Source organism: Microscilla marina ATCC 23134 (assembly GCF_000169175.1).
Taxonomy (GTDB): Bacteria; Bacteroidota; Bacteroidia; order Cytophagales; family Microscillaceae; genus Microscilla; species Microscilla marina.
Window position 1 is genome coordinate 250,857 of the sequence record NZ_AAWS01000002.1, and the last position, 19,224, is coordinate 270,080.

Below are 19,224 nucleotides of genomic sequence, written 5' to 3' on the forward strand. Positions count from 1 at the left end.
AGTTTTTCTTGGAGAAATTTAGCCCGGAATCAAGACCATAGCATTTACTTTGCCTTGTTTTTCACTGAGCTTTATTTGAGCTTCGGTTCCATACAACATCTGCAAGCGTTCGCGGACATTTTGTAAACCTGTACCTGTGCTTTCCTTCGTGTTTTTTAGCGCAAGCGACCCCGTATTTTCTACTTCCAGGGTCACTGTTCCATTATCTTTAGTGCCTTTCAGCAATATTTTACCTCCTTGTGGCAATTGAGCAATGCCATGTTTGATGCCGTTTTCTACCAGAGTTTGCACGAGCATAGGGGGCACTTGCACATCCATAATAGCTGGGTTGATCTGGTTTTCAAACTGTAGCCTGTCTTCAAACTGAATAGAAGCCAGTTGCAGATAACTATCAACCACCGTTAGCTCGTCTGCCAACGATACTTGCCGGGCGTTGCTGTAGCGCAAAGAATAACGCATCAGCTCTGACAAAGAAGTGAGCATTTCGCGGGCTTTAGTTGGATCTTCTAAAATGAGCGCCCTAATATTGTTTAAGGCATTGAACATAAAGTGCGGGTTAATTTGAGCCTTTAGTGCCATTAGTTGGGCTTCTTGTGCCATAGATGCCATCTTCCATTGATCTATTTCGGCTTGTTTGTAGTTTTTGAAAAAATGCCAGCCAAAGTATAACAAAGACCACATAAAGGTGACTACCACCACATTGAAAATGATAGAAAGTGCCAAGGGGAGCGTAAATGCTACAGGCTTGGTATTGATAAAAGCAAGGAGCCTCCAGATAGAAGTATTGGCTACAAACCAAACCATACCAATGACCACACAAGCAGGTAATACCCGCAATATTATCTGTCCCATGTTTAGTTTGAGCCACCCCTGGCGTTTGATAAAGCTACGGTAGGCGTGAGTAAGCACCAACCCCATCAATGATATAGCAATATTGAATATCATAGAATGTAGTTTTGGACTTCCGTAAAGACTCGCAAATCCAAAACCAGTCAATGTATACACGCCCCAACCAATGCCTTGGCAGTACCAATAATACTTGTTTGCCTGGCGATGTGTGCTTGCCATAGAGTTAGCTTTTTTGGGCAGCAATATACTGATTCTTATTGAGATTCCGGGCTTGTTTTTTTTGTGCCAAGCCAATGATTAAAAATGTGAACCAAGGAGTATAAAAACTAAAGAAGTCCCAAAAAGGAGTAGACAATAGTAAGTGAATAGCCATACTAACAGTCAAGCCAATGGCTCCGATAATGATGAATGGTGTTTTTGATTTCATAATGAATAATGATTATAAGTTTTATTGATCTGGAAAAAATAAGCTGTGCCAATTCAAGAAAATATATTGTTCTCAGACGATTCAAAAAAAACGATGTATAGCCAAAGCTATGAAACTTTTTTTTGAGAAGAAGGAGGGCAATAGATACACTTTAATGGCTCAAATTTTTTATGAAAGATCACTTAAAGCCTGCCCCCTTCAGAAAAGCCCTGAGTTTTTGTATCATCCAGGTTTTGTCGTCATACATAATAAAGTGCTTGGCACTTTTGTGCATCAAAAACTGGTGTTGAGGAATGCGGGCAATCTGCCGGGTATAATTTTTTTTCACTGCTTCCAGTGGTGCACCGTATTCTTTGCCCCACCAAACCCCCATGACCAATGTGGGTGCCTTAATGTTGGCTACTTGTTGACGCAAGTCTATAGTATACAGCTCATACATTGCCTGAGCTATAGCTTTAGGGTCAGATTTTAAGTTCCACTGAAGCACTTGCTTGATGCGTGCCTCCGAGCTAATCATTGCCTGAACCGTCCGGAGTTGATTTTTTTTAGCCACTTCTTTAGAAACAGGCTTGAGCATTTGTTCTTTCATCTGTTGTGCAATGGGTTGCATACTTTGGGAGGTAGCAGCAGGATTTTGCATGCCACCTAAAAAAGGCAAGCCATCTACTGAGACCAGTTTTTGAATTAAGTTGGGGCGTTCGGCAGCAATCCAAAACGACATAAATCCTCCCAGGCTATGCCCAATAAGGGTGACATTTTTCAATTGCTTTTTGTCTATATAAGTAATGATTTGATCCTTGACCACGGGCAACATTGCGTTGGTCTTAAGAGCGGGTTGTCCGGCAAAACCAGCCAAAGTAAACACATGGCAAGCATACTCTTTTTTAAATACCGCTACAGTTTCGTTCCATACCTCTCCGGGGCAACCCAAGCCAGGAATAAACAATATATTGCCCGATTTATTGGTGCCGGTTACAGTTACTTTAAATGCTTTGGTACCATTGTCTGGGGTGGCAACAACTGCCGTAATGCCCAAAATAAGCGAGGTGATCAGGCTAATAAAAATAACAGGTAATTTTTTCATTGTGATTTGATTTGTGAATGATTTACTCAAAAGTACGGCAATTGATTACGCAAGAAAAGCAAAACATGACGAGCGGTACACCACCTTGATAAGCGGTAAATCCAGGGCAAGGTGGCTTTGTCTGAAATAGGTATCAGAGAACTATTGCGTGACAGACAGGCGTGAAATACCTAAAATTTAGTTTTTATTTACTAATTTTGGCGGTTAATAAAACTACAAAACTCACCTGCTGGTCTAAACAGGTGTTTTGTTTTATAGAACACTTTGGTTTTTACGTTTTAACTAATGTTACTATGCTCCACAAAGATTTAAGCCAAAATGACTTGTTGATTAGGAGTAACTGATAGTCAACGATAAATTAGGTGAGTTACTTTCTAGCAAAATTATAAACACTTAAAAATAAGCAACTTATACGTTTGTTGGTTGCTAGTAGAGCAGGGTGTACCTAAGGATTTGCGACTTGTCTCTTGAAGCTTGTACCTATTAGTTAGACACTTTGTCTCCAAATGATTGAAAATATGAGGAAAAATTTACACTATTCAGCCTGGTTAATGCTATTGGTCTTACTTGTTGGAAACGTGATGTTTGTGCAAGCACAAACCCAGCGAGGTCCAATTGGAAAAAATGGCATGGTAGTAACTGCCCACCCTGACGCGTCTAAGATAGGTCTGGAGATTTTGAAAAAAGGAGGGAACGCGTATGATGCTGCTGTAGCAGTACAGTTTGCCCTAGCAGTGTGTTACCCGGCTGCCGGAAATATAGGGGGAGGTGGATTTATGGTGTATCGCCATGCCGATGGCACCATTGGTGCCCTGGACTACCGCGAAAAAGCCCCCGCAAAAGCCCATCGTGATATGTACCTCGACAAAGGCGGCAAAGTAATCAAGAACTTGAGCCGTTATGGGCATTTGGCAGCAGGAGTACCCGGAGCAGTAGATGCCATGCTCAAAGTGCACCAAAGGTTTGGTAAGTTGCCTTTCAAAGAGGTTATACAGCCCTCTATAGATTTAGCCGCCCGTGGGGTGGTACTTACCGATAAAGAAGCCCAACGCCTGAACAAAAGCCGCAATGCTTTTTTTGACCATAACACACAACCTCCTTATCCGCTGGTGCGCAATGACAAAACCCCGTTTAAAAAAGGCGATGTAACTATATATACCGACTTGGCAAAAACCCTGGAGCGCATTCGTGACAAAGGTCGAGATGGTTTTTATGCTGGCAAAACTGCCGACTTGATTGTTAAAGAAATGAAAGCCGGAGGGGGCATTATATCCAAAGAAGACCTTCAAAATTATAGCGCAGTATGGCGCATTCCGGTGGCAGGTACTTACAAAGGTTACCGCATCATTTCTATGTGTCCCCCCTCTGCCGGAGGCATTGTGTTGTTGCAAATGCTCAAGATGGTAGAACCTTATGACCTGAGTAAAATGGGGTGGCAAACCCCCAAGACTGTACAACTCATGGTAGAAGCCGAGCGCAGGAGCTATGCCGACCGTGCCAAGTACCTGGGCGATTCTGATTTTTACCCAGTGCCCCTACACAATCTGCTGGATTCCGCCTACCTGAAGCAACGCATGAAAGACTTTAGCTTTGATAAAGCAGGAAGCTCTACAAAGACCAAAGAAGGCAAGTGGGGGAGCCATAGTGAAGAAACCACGCATTTTTCTATTGTAGACAAGGCAGGCAATGCAGTTAGCATTACTACTACGCTCAACAGTGGGTATGGGTCTTATGTCATGGTATCGGGTGCAGGTTTTTTGCTTAACAACGAAATGGACGATTTCAGTGTCAAACCTGGCGTACCCAATATTTACGGGTTGGTAGGCAACGAAGCCAACTCGATAGCACCCGGCAAGCGTATGCTAAGCTCTATGACACCTACCATTATAGAAAAAAATGGTAAATTGAAAATGGTTGTAGGCACTCCGGGAGGTTCTACCATTACTACTTCGGTTTTTCAAACCATACTCAATGTGTTGGAACATAACATGACTATGCAAGAGGCAGTCAATGCTCCACGGTTTCACCACCAATGGTTGCCCGACGAAGTGTTTGTAGAGAATAAGGCTCTGAGCCAAAAAACCAGGCAAATCTTGCGTAAACTGGGCTATATGATTCGTCCCAGGTCACCTATAGGTAGGGTAGAAGGTATTTTGGTATTGCCCCAAGGTAAACTGGAAGGAGGCGCCGATCGACGTGGCGATGATACAGCTTTGGGCTACTAGCGTATTATGAGCAAAGCCAGCAACAAATCATTGATATGTTCGTTATCTTTTGAGCTTGCTGGCTTGAGTAAGTACACAACATATCTTAATTATATTGAAGTGGCACAACACCTCGATATTTGTCACTTCACAAAAACATTTACTTAGTAACAAAATGATCCATTATAACAACACTCCATCGCTTTTAACTTCGTGTAGCTCAGCACAACAGCACAGCGTGTGTGCTTTGTCAAATAAAAGCACCAGGAAGAAGGTTTTCAACCTGTTGAATTTTAGTATAATACCAGGTGTTGATACTCGTACAACAGTGATGGACTACTGTTATAAACATGTTACTTTTTTTGCCTGCCTGTTATTGCTGAGTTGGGCAAGCCTACAAAACACCGTTGCCCAGCGTCGTCCTTTTGGCGAAACCGAAGGTTATATGAGCTTTGGTATACAGCTCAATGCAATGAACTTTAAAGGAGATGTTTATTCTGATTTGTCGCTTACCCGTCCAGGTGTTTTTTTGCACGCCACCCGTAAATTGGGCGAAAGGGTACACGCCCGCCTAAGCATAGGGGTGGGACGTATTATGGGCAACGATATCAAAGCAGAAGAAAACAGTTTCAAGTATGCCCGTAACCTTAATTTTCGCAATGATTTAAAGGAAATCACTTTGGTAGGTACCTATGATATTGCCGGAAGCCCTGGACGTTTTTTTCGTCGCAGAGACTTTACGCCTTATGTGTTGGGTGGTATAGGTATAGTACATCATAGCCCCAAAGGACATGCCGAAGCAACCAGCGCCGCCCGCTGGACCGATTTGCAGGCGTTGGGTACCGAAGGACAAGGCAGGCCAGACTACGATACCCCCTATAGCAAGGTGCAAGTAGTAGTTCCATTGGGTATTGGTTTACGCTGGAAGCTAAACCGCCGCTGGGACTTTGCCATTGAAGCCAGTGTGCGTTTGTCTCTGACCGACTATTTAGATGATGTAGGAGGCAATTTTGTAGACCCCAGTGATTTGAACAGCGACTTAGCCAAAAGTTTTGCCAATCGGTCGTTTGAGGCAATAGGTGCCATTAACCGTACCCCAAGAAATGTAGGGCAATTGCGTGAGCAATACGGCTCTACCACTTATACTGGGTTTGATGGCAATGCTTACGAAAACCTCAATAATTTGGGAGTGGGTGACGCCAGAGGTAAAAAAGGGAAAGATATTTATATTGTCACCGGATTTCACTTTACCTATATTATAGATACAGGGCTAAGCTGCCCTCAACTAAGGTGGTAAAATGTAGGGCATAAAAAAAGCGGGGTGGAAGCCTCGCTTTTTTTATCTTCAACTCAATGGTTGGGATAAGGATTTTTGAACTTGTACCAGTTTTGATTCTTTGAGTCTTCAATAATTTCCTGCAACATTGCTTCGCTTTGTCCTATCTTAATAGCGTACCCCAAACAAAGCTCATACTCTTTCTCGTGTATTTCTTTGTCAATCATCATTACTTTTACAATGTCTGACAAGTGCAACATTTGTTGTTCTTCGGTATCTGGAATATGAAACTCATCCTGTGTGATATTACGCATAATAGTAGCGGAGTCTCTAATACTTAGCCCCATGCGTATAGCTACTCCTACCAGTAACTCCCTTTCTTCGGTGGCTAGTTTTCCATCAGCAATGGCAACCAAAAAAAGGTTTTGGAAATACTTTTTAGCTCTTTCTTTATCTAGTGTCATTGATTTAAATGTTTTATGGCAATGAATTTCTTTCCTGGATTTTGCACTTTTTCGAATAAAGTGTACAAAAGTCGAAAAAAACTCGCCAATTCGAAAATTGCTGATGTCTAAAAGTAAATTATTTTAATCTATCCCTTTCAGCTTTTATACTATCAATGAGCCTATTCAGAGTGATTTCACTTTTACCTATTTTTTCGGCGTACCGTTTACAAAGTTCATATTCTTGGTTGTGAATATTACCATCCGACATCATCATACTTACAATGTCTTTGAAGTGAGCCATTTGTTCATCTTTGCTCTGGGGCACCACAAAGTCCCGGTATCGGATATCGAGCATGATCTCTGAGGCTTCCCGTGCATTAATCCCCATTTTTTGCGAAAACTTTACCAAAATCTTTTTTTCTTCATCGGCAAGTTTACCATCAGCAACTGCTATCAGATACAGATTCTGAAAATAGTGAAGGGCTGTTTGTTTATCCATTTTACTTCCAACAATTTTAGGTTATTAAAATTTAGTTAAGCAAATAGTTTGTGTTTAATCAACAAAAGTTTAACTATTTTATCGATAGAAATGTAAGCTTTGATCAGGTTGGTTAAGAGTATGCACCCAGCTCTGTTTTTTGAACAACTTGTAGCTCATTATTAAAAGTAGAGAAGAGTGATGTGTCTAAATTACTCTCAGAAAGTTGTGTTTTAGGTAAGTTTTGCCAAAGAAGTTATTACTTTTCTTACGAACTACTTTTACGACAGGTTTTGTTATTGATTAAATACTTGATTAGCAGGTAAAATACTGAGGAGGTTTGGGTACAAATAGGTGGGTAATTTTGTGTTTTTTTGGTGAAAACCTACTTCTTTCAACGATTTGCTTTGTCTTATTAAAAATACATTTTTAATAAGAACCTTTATAATCAAAACAAGCATGAAAATTATTCATATACTGTCACTGCTTTTGTTGGCAGGGTTTTGTGGTAGCCTGCAAGCCCAGCAGTTTAACCGCCAACACGTGAAAATCTCTTATGATAAGGGCACTACTGCAGGCAATAAAAAGAATTTCACCTACAAAAACCTACGCTTATACCCAATCAGGGCAAGTAAAACATTTTTGAAGGACAGCAAAAACATAGGAAAGTATACGCCACTCAAGGTTGCCCTAAAAACCAAGAAAGTAGTCATTACCGAACAAAGTGCTCCTAGCAATGTGACCACAAACCCCAACACCAACAATGTACGAGGGTCTGTTGATACGACTACTCAGAGGTCAAGTAATACTGTTTCTACGCGAGTAAGGCGGTTGCATCGGGTTGACACAGCACAAGTAAGGCAAGCGCGTCGCCAGCATCGTCAGCATCAGGTACAAAGGCGCAATGTTTACCTACCCCAAAACATACAAAATCGTAGAGGAGGAAGTTCGGCTTCAGTAAACAACCTCTATATAGAAAACAAATCACAAGATACTTTGTATATTATGGCAGGCGAAATAGTGCAAGGGGGCAAGCAAGATCGAGTGATTGCTCAAGATATGGTCATTCCTCCCAACAGCGGCAAGATAAACCTGTCGGTGTTTTGTGTAGAAAAAGGACGTTGGTCTTATAAAAAGTCTAAAAACAAAGATAATTTTGATGGCTATTATGGAGTGTCGAGCATTGCTTTGCGCAAGGTAGTAGACACCGAACAAAAACAGCAAAAGGTGTGGAAAGAGGTGGAACGATCGAACGCGAAAAATGCCGTAAAAAGTGGGACGAGTGCTTATACCGAACAAAAAAAGAATGCCAAGTTTAAGAAAGAGTACCTGGCATACACGCATTTTTTTAAAAATAAATTTAAAGGTAAAAGCAACGTAATAGGAGTAATAGTAGCCACGGGTGATCGGGTAGTAGGTTGCGACATGTTTGCTTCCCCTCACTTGTTTCAATCACAATATCAAAACCTATTGGGTTCTTATATCAACGAAGCAGTGACCGACGGAGCTCCGGTACAAATAGCCGAAGCCAAGGTAGAAAAATACATGAGCGATTTGTTGGACAAGGAGCTAAAAAACGAAACAGAATTAAAGAAAAAAGGCAAAGTGTTTAAGCACAATCGAAAGAAGTTGCACGTGTCAAAATACTGAGGTTGATTTTTTTGTAATTTAAGCCTGACTAGAACGCTAGTCAGGCTTTTTTTTATCAGAGCAAACGCATCAAGTTATTTGGAAAAATCAGCTTCTTCAGAAGAAAGTTTTCAATAAATAATCTTTCACCTCTTTTTACAGACTAAATTATATTTTATTAAATTAGACCTCTTGCGAAAGTCCCTAAAAACCGTTTTTGTTCAATACAAAAACAAGATAAAAAACACTTTCGCAAGAAGTCTATTATGTTTTTATTCAGATTTTGATGCGTTAGCCCTGTTTTTTTATACTTTTTATCAACTAATATTAGCATTATGGAACAAGTACTATATCACTATGATGATGACAGTAGAAGTGTTGTAAATGAGGTAAGCTTGGTGTATATTCCTGAGGAACAAACAGGAGTACTTAGGGTGGAGAAAGTTACCCCTTATGATGTTCAACAAGCAACACCCAATCAGATAGAAGAAATAAAGGCTCCTTTTACTTGTAAAAATTGGTGGAACTTTTCAACAGTGAGTAGTATGGTAAGTGGGGTTCAGATGGTAGTAACGTTGTACGTAGAAGTATATAATGCTGAAACAAAAATAGTATTGACAGAAACATTGAAACGAGGTTGGGAACCGCCACTGGGTTGGACACAAGACCCAACAGAGAACACAGAGGCACTGGTCTTTGAAGTAAAGGATTTGCTTCAGTTGTATCAACGCATGCAAGCCATGGACAACCTACAAATGTTGGACATACCTATAGTAGGCAATGTAGCCAAGCAAATTAATGAAGCTATTCGGCGAATGAAATTTAAAAATGCTCCTGGCTATGCCATATTTGAAAAAATCAAAAAACTGATCGTAGTAAAAGAGATCAACGAGTTGCCTGAGGAAGAAAAAAGCTCTATTGCAGAGCAGTTGGGTATTTTGGCGCATAGTGTTTGCCAACAATTTTACGATACTAGCATGGCGTTAGAGATTGTAAGTTTAGGACAAGAGGTAGAAGGTGTTTTGCCAACAATACAAGTATTTTTATCAGATACTAAAGCGAAATAATCGAAAAGCCACTGAAGTACGTCAGGTAGAGCAGGAAAAACTACAAAATAAAAGTATTTGGTATATTATTGCAGCAGTAGCAGGGATTGTATTATATATTTTGCAAGAGTTTGTTTTTTAAACGAGATTTCTAAAATTAGGTGATATTTTTGAGTAGTAGCACAAAAAAACCGTACAGTTCAATACTGTACGGTTCAGTTACATATATGACCAAGTAAAGTTATACTTCTACTTCGGCGGCACGTTGTACTACGCCTACTGTTACCAAAAAGTATTTTTTACCCTTTTTTATTAATAAAAATTTATCCTTCAACAAGCCAAACTCAGGTTTGCTTTCGCCCTGGTCTTTGGTTACAGCTTTTTGGTTGATCTTGATTCCGTTGTTTTTGATCAAGCGGCGTACTTCGCTTTTAGACACCGGCTTGGCTTCGTCTTCGGTCATGGCACTGGCAATGAGGTCTACAGTACTGTCAAAAGCATCAAACTCGGCTTTGGTATAGTTCTTTTTAGGAATGCCCTCAAACACATCCAACAAGGTAGCTTCGTCGGTAGTTTCAAAATCCTCTAAAGTAGATTTTCCAAACAATAAACCTGAGGCTTTTTGAGCCCGGTCTAGTTCTTCCTGTGAATGTACCATACGGGTGACCTCTTCGGCAAGAATACGCTTGAGCATTCTTGGGTCGTTGGCGTAGTCTGCTTCGTGTTTTTCTATAGTTTCCTGATCGAGCAAAGTAAACACCCGCAACAGTTTAGAAGTTTCGCTATCGTCTACATTGAGCCAAAACTGGTAAAATTTATAGGGAGAGGTACGTTTGGGGTCAAGCCATACATTGCCTCCTACCGACTTACCAAACTTGCTGCCATCGGTTTTAGTGATCAATGGACAAGTAACCGCAAAAGCATTGCCCCCACCCATACGGCGGATAAGCTCAGTACCTGTAGTAATGTTGCCCCATTGATCGGAGCCACCCATTTGTATTTTACAGTTTTTGTTTTTGTTGAGCCAGAAAAAATCGTATCCCTGTAGCAATTGGTAGCTAAACTCAGTAAAAGACAGACCACTTTCGAGGCGTTTTTTTACCGAATCTTTAGCTGTCATATAGTTAATGGTCAAATGCTTGCCTACGTCTCTCAAAAACTCTAAAAAATTCATTTGCCCAAACCAGTCATAGTTGTTGAGCAACTCGGCAGAGTTTTCGCCACAGTCAAAATCCAAAAACTTGGCAAGTTGTTTTCCTATAGCCGCTTCATTATGACGCAAAGTTTTTACATCCAACAAATTTCTTTCGGCAGATTTGCCCGAAGGGTCACCCACCATTCCGGTAGCGCCGCCTACCAAAGCCACAGGTTTATGTCCTGCCATTTGCAAATGCTTAAGCATCATAAGGGTGGCAAGGTTGCCTATATGAATAGAGTCTGCGGTGGGGTCAAAACCAATATAACCCACCGTCATTTCTTTATTGAGTTGTTCTTCGGTACCAGGCATTGCGTCGTGCAACATTCCTCGCCAGCGCAATTCTTCAATAAAATTCTTCTTCATCTTTGTCAATCTTTTCATTTGGCAGGCATGCATTGGTGGGGTTTTACTACTGCATACCCATTATTCACTATTGAATTTCTATCAGCCGTAAAATTGAGAAAGTTTTTTCAAATCTGCCAGTGATTAGTAATAAACTTACCACAAATGTAGACACCCTGTAGCTGGCTTAATAAAATGGGTGTGGTGTATTTCCTGGTCAGAATCACGATCATTTTATCATTTTTCTTACATCAGTGGGGTAATTATGCCTTGTACTCATAATCAACAGGTTATCTTTTGTTACTTTGTACCCATATTTCGCTTTGTATACAGAAAAGAAAGTGGTTACCTGTAGAAGCGTATCCGTATAAACCCCCATCAGATTATTTAAGGTATATCTGATAAAAGTTTAAAACTAACTACAACGTCTGCATAAAAATGATAGAGTTAAAAAAAGCCTGGTACTTGCTACTGGTAAGTACCCTATGCCTGCTATTTTGCAATCGCCTGAATGCGCAACATAAAACCCCTAAATTAATAGATGCCCGAGTAGGAATTGATGGAAGCAGCCCAGAGCTGCTTACGGCAGTAGGCAACCAAGTTATATTTAAAGGATCGACTGATGGAAAGGGTAAAGAACTATACTTGTCGGATGGCATCAGAGCCCAAAGCTTTGATGTATGGCCTGGAGGCAACGCCAGTAATCCCTACGACTTTGTGCCATTGAATTTGAACGGCATTCCTTACGCCTATTTTTTTGCCAATAATGGTCAAGTGAACTCAGCGTTGTTCCGAATAAGTCTTAAAGGTGAACTGAGCAGTCGCAATGCTGAGTTTGTTGCCAATGTCCATGATATCGGTGACAATGGGAAATACTTGGTAAAAATGGGCAGTGAGTTATTTTTTGCTGCTCAAGACCCGGTAGGCAGACAGGAATTGTTCAAGAGTGATGGAACAACCACTACTTTGGTCAAAGACTTGAACGCAACGCTTATTCCAGGCGGTGCTGGTGCCACATTACCTTCCGACCCAGAAAACCTTACTGTAATCAATGGTATGTTGTTTTTTAGTGCTGATAATGGCGGAACAAATGATGCCAACCGCGAGCTCGGCATTAGTAAAGGTGATGAAGCCACTACTTTTATGTTGGACATTAACCCTGATGGAAGCTCTAAACCCCGGCATTTTGTAGAAAAAGACGGACTTGCTTATTTTATAGCTGAAGACAATACAGGTACCCATCTTTGGAGCAGTGATGGTACCAACGCCTCCCCCACTAAAATTTCATTTCCTAACGAAATTACATTCTTCAACGATGATCAAGGCTTGGTAGTGGCTGGTGGGCACTTGTTTTTTAGTGCTACCAAAACTACCCAAACTGGGTCAGACTATACGCTATGGTCTTGTGATGGGACAAGTTTTGAAGAAATAGCCTCTATGGGTAACCCTAAGTATATGACCAATATGGGGGGAATTTGCTTTTTTTCTGCCAGGGGTAAAAATGCCAGTGGGATAGCAGTAGGGTTCGAGTTATGGAAGAGTGACGGAACCAGTGCTGGCACCGAATTGGTGAAAGACATTGCCGCCAACTCGTTTTCTTCTTTGCCTTCTGACTTGACCGTAGTAACTACCCAGGTAAATGGCGCAAGCAAAAGTACCTTATATTTTTGGGCAGGCCCTAGCTCAACCAAAGAACTTTGGAGAAGTGATGGTACCACGCAGGGTACAGTATTAGTAAACGTGCCTAACTTGAACTCGAGAACTCCACCTCGTTTTCCTACCATCATAGCAGCAGAAATAAAACCAGGCAAAGAAGGACTTTTTTTTGTGGCTACAGATAAAGACTTGGGGGCAGAACTCTGGTATGCCGCCCCTTGCCCTTCGGCTGAGTTGAGCTATGGAAACAATAGTATTTGTAGGGGAAGTGGCCCAATTAACCCTCAGTTGGTGGGTGCCGATGGAGAAGATGTAAGTGGAGGGGTGTATTCGATAGACAAAACGGGCTTACCTATTGACCCCAGTACTGGAGTGATTACCCCTGACGGGAGTACTGCCCCGGGTGATTATACCATTACTTACCAAGTAATTCAGCCAGGTTGTGATATAAAGGCGCAGGCAGTAGTAAAAGTTGGAACAGGTGGCGGTGGAGGAGGAAGTGCTCCCACCGCAAAGATAAGCACTTTGGCGAAAGGGTTTAAGTTTGATACAACTATTGAGCCTGAAAAAGATGGTTCGGCAGGAATGGTCATTTCGCTCGATGGCAAGTACTTGTATGTAGCCGACCAGCGAAACCAGGTCATTAAAAAAGTAGACTTGGTTACCAAGACAGTATCTATTGTAGCCGGAAGTGGCGTAGCTGGTTTTAAAGACGACAATGGCTCCTTAGCTCAGTTCAATTATCCATCGGGGCTTGCCTTAGACATGGCGGGCAACTTGTATGTGGCAGATAAAAACAACCACGCCATACGCATGATTACCAACCCATCGGGCGGAAGCCCAGTAGTGAGAACCATTGCCGGAAATAGCAGCTACCCCACTGCGGTATCAGGCAATGTTACCGGGGCGTTGGCGGTTGCCAAATTTAACGAACCATCAGGGGTGGCAGTAGATGCTGCTGGTAATATATACGTAGCAGATAAAAACAATCATCGAATTAAAAAAATAGCCAATGGGATGGTGACTACATTGGCTGGTCCTATGAATGATGCGGCTTCTATTCCTGGACGCACTGACGGGGCAGCTGATGCAGCCCGGTTCTTTTTCCCTACGTCTGTAGCTTTAGACATTACAGGTGCTCAATTGTATGTGGCAGACAAGTTGAATAACATCATCCGACAAGTAAACACAGCCGATGGCCATACCCTTACTTATGCCGGAGACGTGGCAAACGGCATTGCTGGGCATCAAGACGGTAACGCTGCCAGTGCAAAGTTTAGGTCTCCAGCTGGCATTACAGTAAACGCAGTAGGTGATGTATATATAGCAGATACTCATAATCAGGTTATTAGAAAAATAAGCCAGGGACAAGTGATTACCATCGCTGGAGAAGTGGAGGTAGCAGATGACGATAGCGATGTACTTGCCAGAGATGCTAAATTTAGGTACCCTTCGGGTATATTTGCCGACCTTGAGCAAAACCTTTACATCAGCGATAAGCTTAATTTTTCTGTGAGAAAGTATCACTTCGACAATACAAATGGCAGGGTGACTACAGGCAAAACAATATGTGCTGGTACCAGCGGAACACTCAAGGTAGAAGGTTTGGCGGTAGGCAGTACTGTAGATAAGTGGCAATCTTCTACTGACGGGGTAAACTGGACAGACATTGCTGGCACGGCCAATGCCACCAGTATCAACTACTCAAATCTAAGCGTAGTTACTTTTTATCGGGCGTTGGTACTCAGCGGTTCCTGTGGGTCAGATCCCTCCAATTATGCCGTTCTCAAAATAGGAGGACCTGCGGCACCAGTAGCAGGCGAAGATCAGACACATTGTGGAAGCGGCAGTGTAACGGTTACTGCCTCAGGTGGCACCAATGGTAGTTATGTTTGGTATGACAAAGACGGCAATGTAGACAATGCCCAAACCAATGGTTCTTATACCGCCAATTTTACTGCGGGAACTTATACTGTACAAGTGGCGCTCAAAGGAGCCACTTGCGAAAGTGCCAAGGTGCCCATTAAAATAACCGTAAGTGCTAAGCCTACGCCTGTAATAGACCCAACAGGTGCTCAAACAGTGTGCGTTAATCAGTCACAAATCTATCAGGTAACTACTGATAATACCGCCAATGGCAACACCTACAAGTGGGAGGTAACCAATGGAACCATTGTAGGGGCTGATGATCAGCCTCAGGTGACTATACAATGGGAAGCCCTGGGCTCTGGTACCCTTAAAGTAACCGAGCAAAGCGGCTCTAATTGTGTAGGGGTATCGGCTATATACAATGTCACCATTAACAGTGGCACTGTAGTTCCCGAAGGTGTTGGTGGCTCTGGGTGTGGTACAAGTGGCGTAATTATACAGTTGGCAGCAAAAAATGCGACGGGGAGTATGCAATATTTGTGGTACGATGCCCCCACTGCGGGTAAATTATTAAAGACCTCTGCCGATGCCAATGATGACACTTTTGATACCCCATCCATTTTTACTACCACTACCTACTATGTAAGCATTAAAAGTACGAGTTGTGAAACCGAAAGGGTAGAGGTAGTGGCGCATGTGCTGGCGGGTACCCCCAACGACCCAACCAATGCATTGGCAAGCCCTCAAACCCGTTGTGGTGCTGGAGAAGTAACCTTTAAAGCCGAAGGTGCTGTAAATGGACAAACCTATCGTTGGTATGACCAAGCCACTGGGGGTAAGTTGTTGCAAGACAACGCAGTAGCTGACTTCAGGACAGGGGTGCCTTTAGGCTCCACTACTTATTATGTAAGCATTCATAATACCAGTTGTGGAGGTGAGAGTAACCGAGTAGCTGTTACAGTAAATGTAACCAATACAGGGGGTACTCCACCACAGGTAACTCCACGGCAAGGCTGTGGCAAAAGTAATCCAGTGCTAGGAGCTACTCACCCCGATGCGGATGGCTCGCCTCAGTTTAAATGGTATGAAAACGCTACTGATGCAGTACCTAAAGCGACTAATACGGGGAGTTTTTTGGTGCCTAATCTTACTACCACTACCACCTACTATGTAAGTTTTGACAATGGTTCTTGCGAAACAGACAGAGTGCCCGTAACCGCTACAATTACCAATTTGACTCCGCCTCAAGTAATCGATGGATCGAGGTGTGATGCTGGCAAAGTAACCCTGACTGCCACAGGTGCCACAAGTGGGCAAATATACCGTTGGTTTTTATCTGCTACACCTCCTGATCCATCTACTGCCAATTGGCTGAAAAGCTCAACAGATGAAAAGGATAATAGCTATGAAACTCCTGCCTTGGGTGCTGACAGAAGCTTTTATGTGGCAATTGTAAATTTGAATGACCCAAACAAGAAAGGCGATGATTGTTACAGCAGTTTGGTAGAGGTAAAAGCAATCATCAAGGAGGCAGGCACACCACCTGATGCTCCCGTAGTACGTGCCATCCCACCCAGTTTGTGTACCTCTGGTACGTTTGACCTAGAGGCTACAGGAGCCACGGGTGGGCAAGTATATAAGTGGTATGCTGATGCAGCCAAGACAGCTTTGAAAAAGACAAGTAGTGATCATCAAGACAATATGTATACTACAGACCCACATACTACCGGAACGACCGATTATTATGTAAGTATTGTAGATGCAAGTTGTGGCAACGCCGAAAGCACGCTTACCAAAGTAAGTGTAACTGTAGGTGGCGGAGTGGCAGATCCTGTACCTGTTCCTGGGGCTACCTGTGGGCCGGGTAAAGTGACCTTGTCGGCAAGCGGAGGTACTGAAGGGCAATACAGATGGTATGCTGACTTGACCAGTGCAACTGTATTGGGCACCAGTGCTACCTTTATTACTAAACTCATTAACCAGAATGCTACGTATTATGTGAGTGTATTCAATGGCACTTGTGAAACCAAGCGGGTACCTGTATTGGCGAGTGTGCAAGAAGCACCTACTGCCAGGTTCGAGGGAAGTAGCCTGGCTTGTGTAAACTCTGAGGTAACTTATACTGCGGCAAGTACTGGGTTGCAATATACCTGGACAGTGAGCAATGAAGGAACCATTACTGCCGGAGGAGGTGCATCAGATAATTTTGTAAAAGTAAAATGGACAACCAGAGGTTTGGGCAAAGTAACCCTGGAAGAGCAAGTGGGTACTTGCAAAGCGCAAACCGATAAAAATATCACCTTGAGTGCCAAGCCTGGTGTTCCGGTGGTTACAGGCGATATTACAGAAGTATGCGCCTATGCTATAGGTACCAACAACGAGGCGGTATACGCCATTGGTACACCCAACCCTGCCTATACTTATGTATGGCGCATTGTAAACGGTGATGTAGCAGGCAAGATTGTTTTTACCAATGCAGAGGCTACACAAGTACGCATTCGCTGGAGTAACTCTTTGCCCACCGATGTATTTACCGAAACATTTGAGGTGTTTGCTCAGGCAAAAAATACGGGTTGTACCAGCGATGTACTTACCCAGGTGGTAAAGGTAAAGCGGGCACCTATCAAGCCGTTATTAACCGATAAGGTAGACTCAGTGTATGTAAATACTATCCGCACTTATGCTACTACTACCAACAATGCCGGAGCAGGTATTACGTATGATTGGCAAGTGACTGGAGGCGCTATTCAAAATCAAAACGCCAATCAGGTAACCATCAAGTGGAGCAATACAGCGGCTACCCGAGAGTTGTATGTCAAAGAAACCGTGACAGCTACGGGTTGTATCAACTATTCAGATACGGCTACTATTTACGTTTTTCCTTACAATGTCACAGCAAAAGCCCTGTACCCTGTAATATGCGAAGGAGGACAAGTGCAACTACAGGCAAATGATGCAAAGGCAGGTACTTATGCCTGGTATACCACGGCAAACGGAGGAGCAGTCCAGTATCAGTCTACCAACAATGGAACCGACTCAGATGTGTTGAAAGTACCCCAAAATGCAGCGGGTTTATATACTTATTATGTGAGCCCGGTAACTCTTTCGGGGGTCAATGGGGCAGATGATTCAGGAGGAGACAATCCCCGTATAGCGGTTGCTTTTGACGTAAAAGCCAACAACCCGGCAAACTTTACAGTGGTAGGTGATACTACCAACGCCCAAAACTGTACTCCCAATGGCGCTGGTGGTGGGGCAGTGACGCTTACGACCGTATCGGGTGGGTTTGCAGGGGCTCCTTATACTTATGTGTGGAGCAAAACCGAAGAGGCTGTCTATAGTGCTACCACCCGTGATATAAGCGATTTGACTCCAGGTACTTATACAGTGCAGGTAACCGATGCTGGAGGTTGTATGTCTGACGTATATACTTTTATCATAGAAGATAGGCGACAGTATGTGACTGATGCCAAATTGAACGTGACAAGCACTGGAAGCCTTGTGTTAAACGCTGCCAGCGATACTGCCACCATTACGGTGGGTGAGTCGGTGATTTTGGCCGCTACAGCAACCGATGCAGCTACTTTTGCCTGGACTGCCAACAACAGTGCAGAGGTAGCCAATATCTCGGATGTGACCGTGGGCAGCCCTACACTTACTCCCAACCAAACCACAAGCTATACGGTACAACTTACCAACTCTAAAGGTTGCGATACTACCCTAACAATGGTAGTGCGGGTATTGCGTTTTCAAGTGTTTGTACCTTCTATGTTTACCCCCAACAACGACCAGAAAAACGACCGTTTTCAGGTGTTTGGCAACCAGGTGGCTACCTTAAGCCTTAAGGTGTATAGTCGTACGGGCTTGCTGGTGTACGAGAGCAATAGCAAAGAAGAGGTGATGGGAAGCAACGAGTTTGGAGCCAAAACGGACGAAACCCAAAACAACGGGTGGGATGGTACCTACAAACAAAGACCCTTGCCCAAAGGAAACTATGTGTGGTATTTGCGGGGCAAGTACAAAAACGGGGCAGAGTTTAAAAAATCGGGCAATGTATTGCTGATAAGATAAAATACGAATGTGTGATTTTAAGCCTTGGTGAGCCTTTGCCCGCCAGGGCTTTTTTTGTGTGGTGATGCGAGCTGATAGGTGTATAAAAGAAAATCGAGGGTGAGCGTAGTCAACAACGATTTGAATACGTTTCCTGAAGTAAACTTTTGAACCTATGATAAAAATAAGAATATTGGTAGTAATGGTTGTTTTGCTGTGGCAACCTGCTGCAGTGGCACAACTGGTAGGCAGGCTGGAAGCCACTTCTCAGGGAGTGGGGGTAGGTGCAGTGTTTGCTACTTCTGAAAAAAATAATATGGGTTTTAGCGTGGTCAAGTTTGAAAATGATTTTTCGGGCGTAGGCGTAGGGCTGGAGTCCCCTTTGTTTTATACCATTCACAATACGACTGATAATCGCCTCATTATTGCTCCTCGTGTATCGTTTGAACACCACAAAAACTTTTGCCCATAGTTTGGGAGGGCGAGCAAGCATCCTTTATTACACCAATTTTGGCGAAGGTACCCTGGCGCTCCGCCCTGAGCTGGGGCTAACCCTGCGTAGCAATATCTACTTGTTTTATGGGTACCACTTTACCTTTGATAAATCTCACTTGATTCCTCGTGTGCACCAACTCACCTTGGGTTTTACATTGGTAGGCAGTCACTGATA

Annotated in this window: 13 protein-coding genes; 7 read left to right on the plus strand and 6 right to left on the minus strand. The window is 43.0% G+C overall.

The genetic code is table 11. The features are described 5' to 3' along the window. Positions 1–18: 18 nt before the first annotated feature. The 3 genes from M23134_RS02310 to M23134_RS02320 all read right to left on the minus strand — a co-directional run bounded on the left by M23134_RS02310 (position 19) and on the right by M23134_RS02320 (position 2,360). The gene (locus M23134_RS02310) at positions 19–1,068 is read right to left on the minus strand and encodes a sensor histidine kinase (RefSeq protein ID WP_002693524.1); all 1,050 of its coding nucleotides are present in this window, start codon (positions 1,066–1,068) and stop codon (positions 19–21) included. Between the two features lie 4 nt (positions 1,069–1,072). Further along, positions 1,073–1,276 (minus strand): hypothetical protein, encoded by a 204-nt coding sequence (locus M23134_RS02315; protein ID WP_045112838.1) that lies wholly within the window; start codon positions 1,274–1,276, stop codon positions 1,073–1,075. Between the two features lie 178 nt (positions 1,277–1,454). Beyond that, on the minus strand, positions 1,455–2,360 hold the full coding sequence (locus tag M23134_RS02320) for an alpha/beta fold hydrolase (protein WP_002693528.1): 906 nt from the start codon (positions 2,358–2,360) through the stop codon (positions 1,455–1,457). Between the two features lie 581 nt (positions 2,361–2,941). On the opposite strand from M23134_RS02320, the gene ggt reads away from it, so the two are divergent. Beyond that, entirely contained in the window at positions 2,942–4,585 is a 1,644-nt protein-coding gene (ggt, locus tag M23134_RS02325; RefSeq protein ID WP_002693530.1) for a gamma-glutamyltransferase, read from the plus strand. Between the two features lie 310 nt (positions 4,586–4,895). After that, complete coding sequence (locus M23134_RS02330; RefSeq protein ID WP_002693534.1) at positions 4,896–5,861, plus strand: hypothetical protein; 966 nt, start codon at positions 4,896–4,898, stop codon at positions 5,859–5,861. A 53-nt stretch (positions 5,862–5,914) separates the two neighbouring features. Here the strand turns inward: M23134_RS02330 and M23134_RS02335 are convergent, their stop codons facing one another. Then, positions 5,915–6,304, minus strand: a complete 390-nt coding sequence (locus tag M23134_RS02335) for a tellurite resistance TerB family protein (RefSeq protein ID WP_002693536.1) — start codon at positions 6,302–6,304, stop codon at positions 5,915–5,917. Between the two features lie 118 nt (positions 6,305–6,422). Beyond that, a complete protein-coding gene (locus tag M23134_RS02340; RefSeq protein ID WP_002693538.1) occupies positions 6,423–6,785 on the minus strand; it encodes a tellurite resistance TerB family protein in 363 nt (120 codons plus the stop codon). A 438-nt stretch (positions 6,786–7,223) separates the two neighbouring features. Here M23134_RS02340 and M23134_RS02345 point away from each other — a divergent pair, with 438 nt between their 5' ends. Together M23134_RS02345 and M23134_RS02350 are read left to right on the plus strand one after the other, a co-directional pair. Beyond that, positions 7,224–8,414 carry an ARPP-1 family domain-containing protein gene (locus M23134_RS02345; RefSeq protein ID WP_002693540.1) on the plus strand — a complete coding sequence of 397 codons (1,191 nt, stop codon included), beginning with the start codon at positions 7,224–7,226 and terminating at the stop codon, positions 8,412–8,414. 314 nt (positions 8,415–8,728) lie between these two features. After that, a complete protein-coding gene (locus M23134_RS02350; protein WP_002693544.1) occupies positions 8,729–9,460 on the plus strand; it encodes a hypothetical protein in 732 nt (243 codons plus the stop codon). A gap of 220 nt (positions 9,461–9,680) precedes the next feature. Here the strand turns inward: M23134_RS02350 and tyrS are convergent, their stop codons facing one another. After that, positions 9,681–11,018: a tyrosine--tRNA ligase gene (gene tyrS / locus M23134_RS02355; protein ID WP_232296763.1), complete on the minus strand. Its 1,338-nt coding sequence runs from the start codon at positions 11,016–11,018 to the stop codon at positions 9,681–9,683. Positions 11,019–11,417: 399 nt separating this feature from the next. On the opposite strand from tyrS, the gene M23134_RS37415 reads away from it, so the two are divergent. The 3 genes from M23134_RS37415 (at position 11,418) to M23134_RS02370 (ending at position 19,222) form a co-directional block, all read left to right on the plus strand. After that, complete coding sequence (locus M23134_RS37415) at positions 11,418–18,575, plus strand: Ig-like domain-containing protein (RefSeq protein ID WP_002693552.1); 7,158 nt, start codon at positions 11,418–11,420, stop codon at positions 18,573–18,575. A 154-nt stretch (positions 18,576–18,729) separates the two neighbouring features. Then, positions 18,730–19,026 (plus strand): hypothetical protein, encoded by a 297-nt coding sequence (locus M23134_RS02365; protein ID WP_002693553.1) that lies wholly within the window; start codon positions 18,730–18,732, stop codon positions 19,024–19,026. Next, complete coding sequence (locus M23134_RS02370) at positions 18,998–19,222, plus strand: hypothetical protein (RefSeq protein ID WP_157558299.1); 225 nt, start codon at positions 18,998–19,000, stop codon at positions 19,220–19,222. Before M23134_RS02365 ends, M23134_RS02370 begins: the two co-directional genes overlap by 29 nt. The last annotated feature ends 2 nt before the right edge of the window (positions 19,223–19,224 follow it).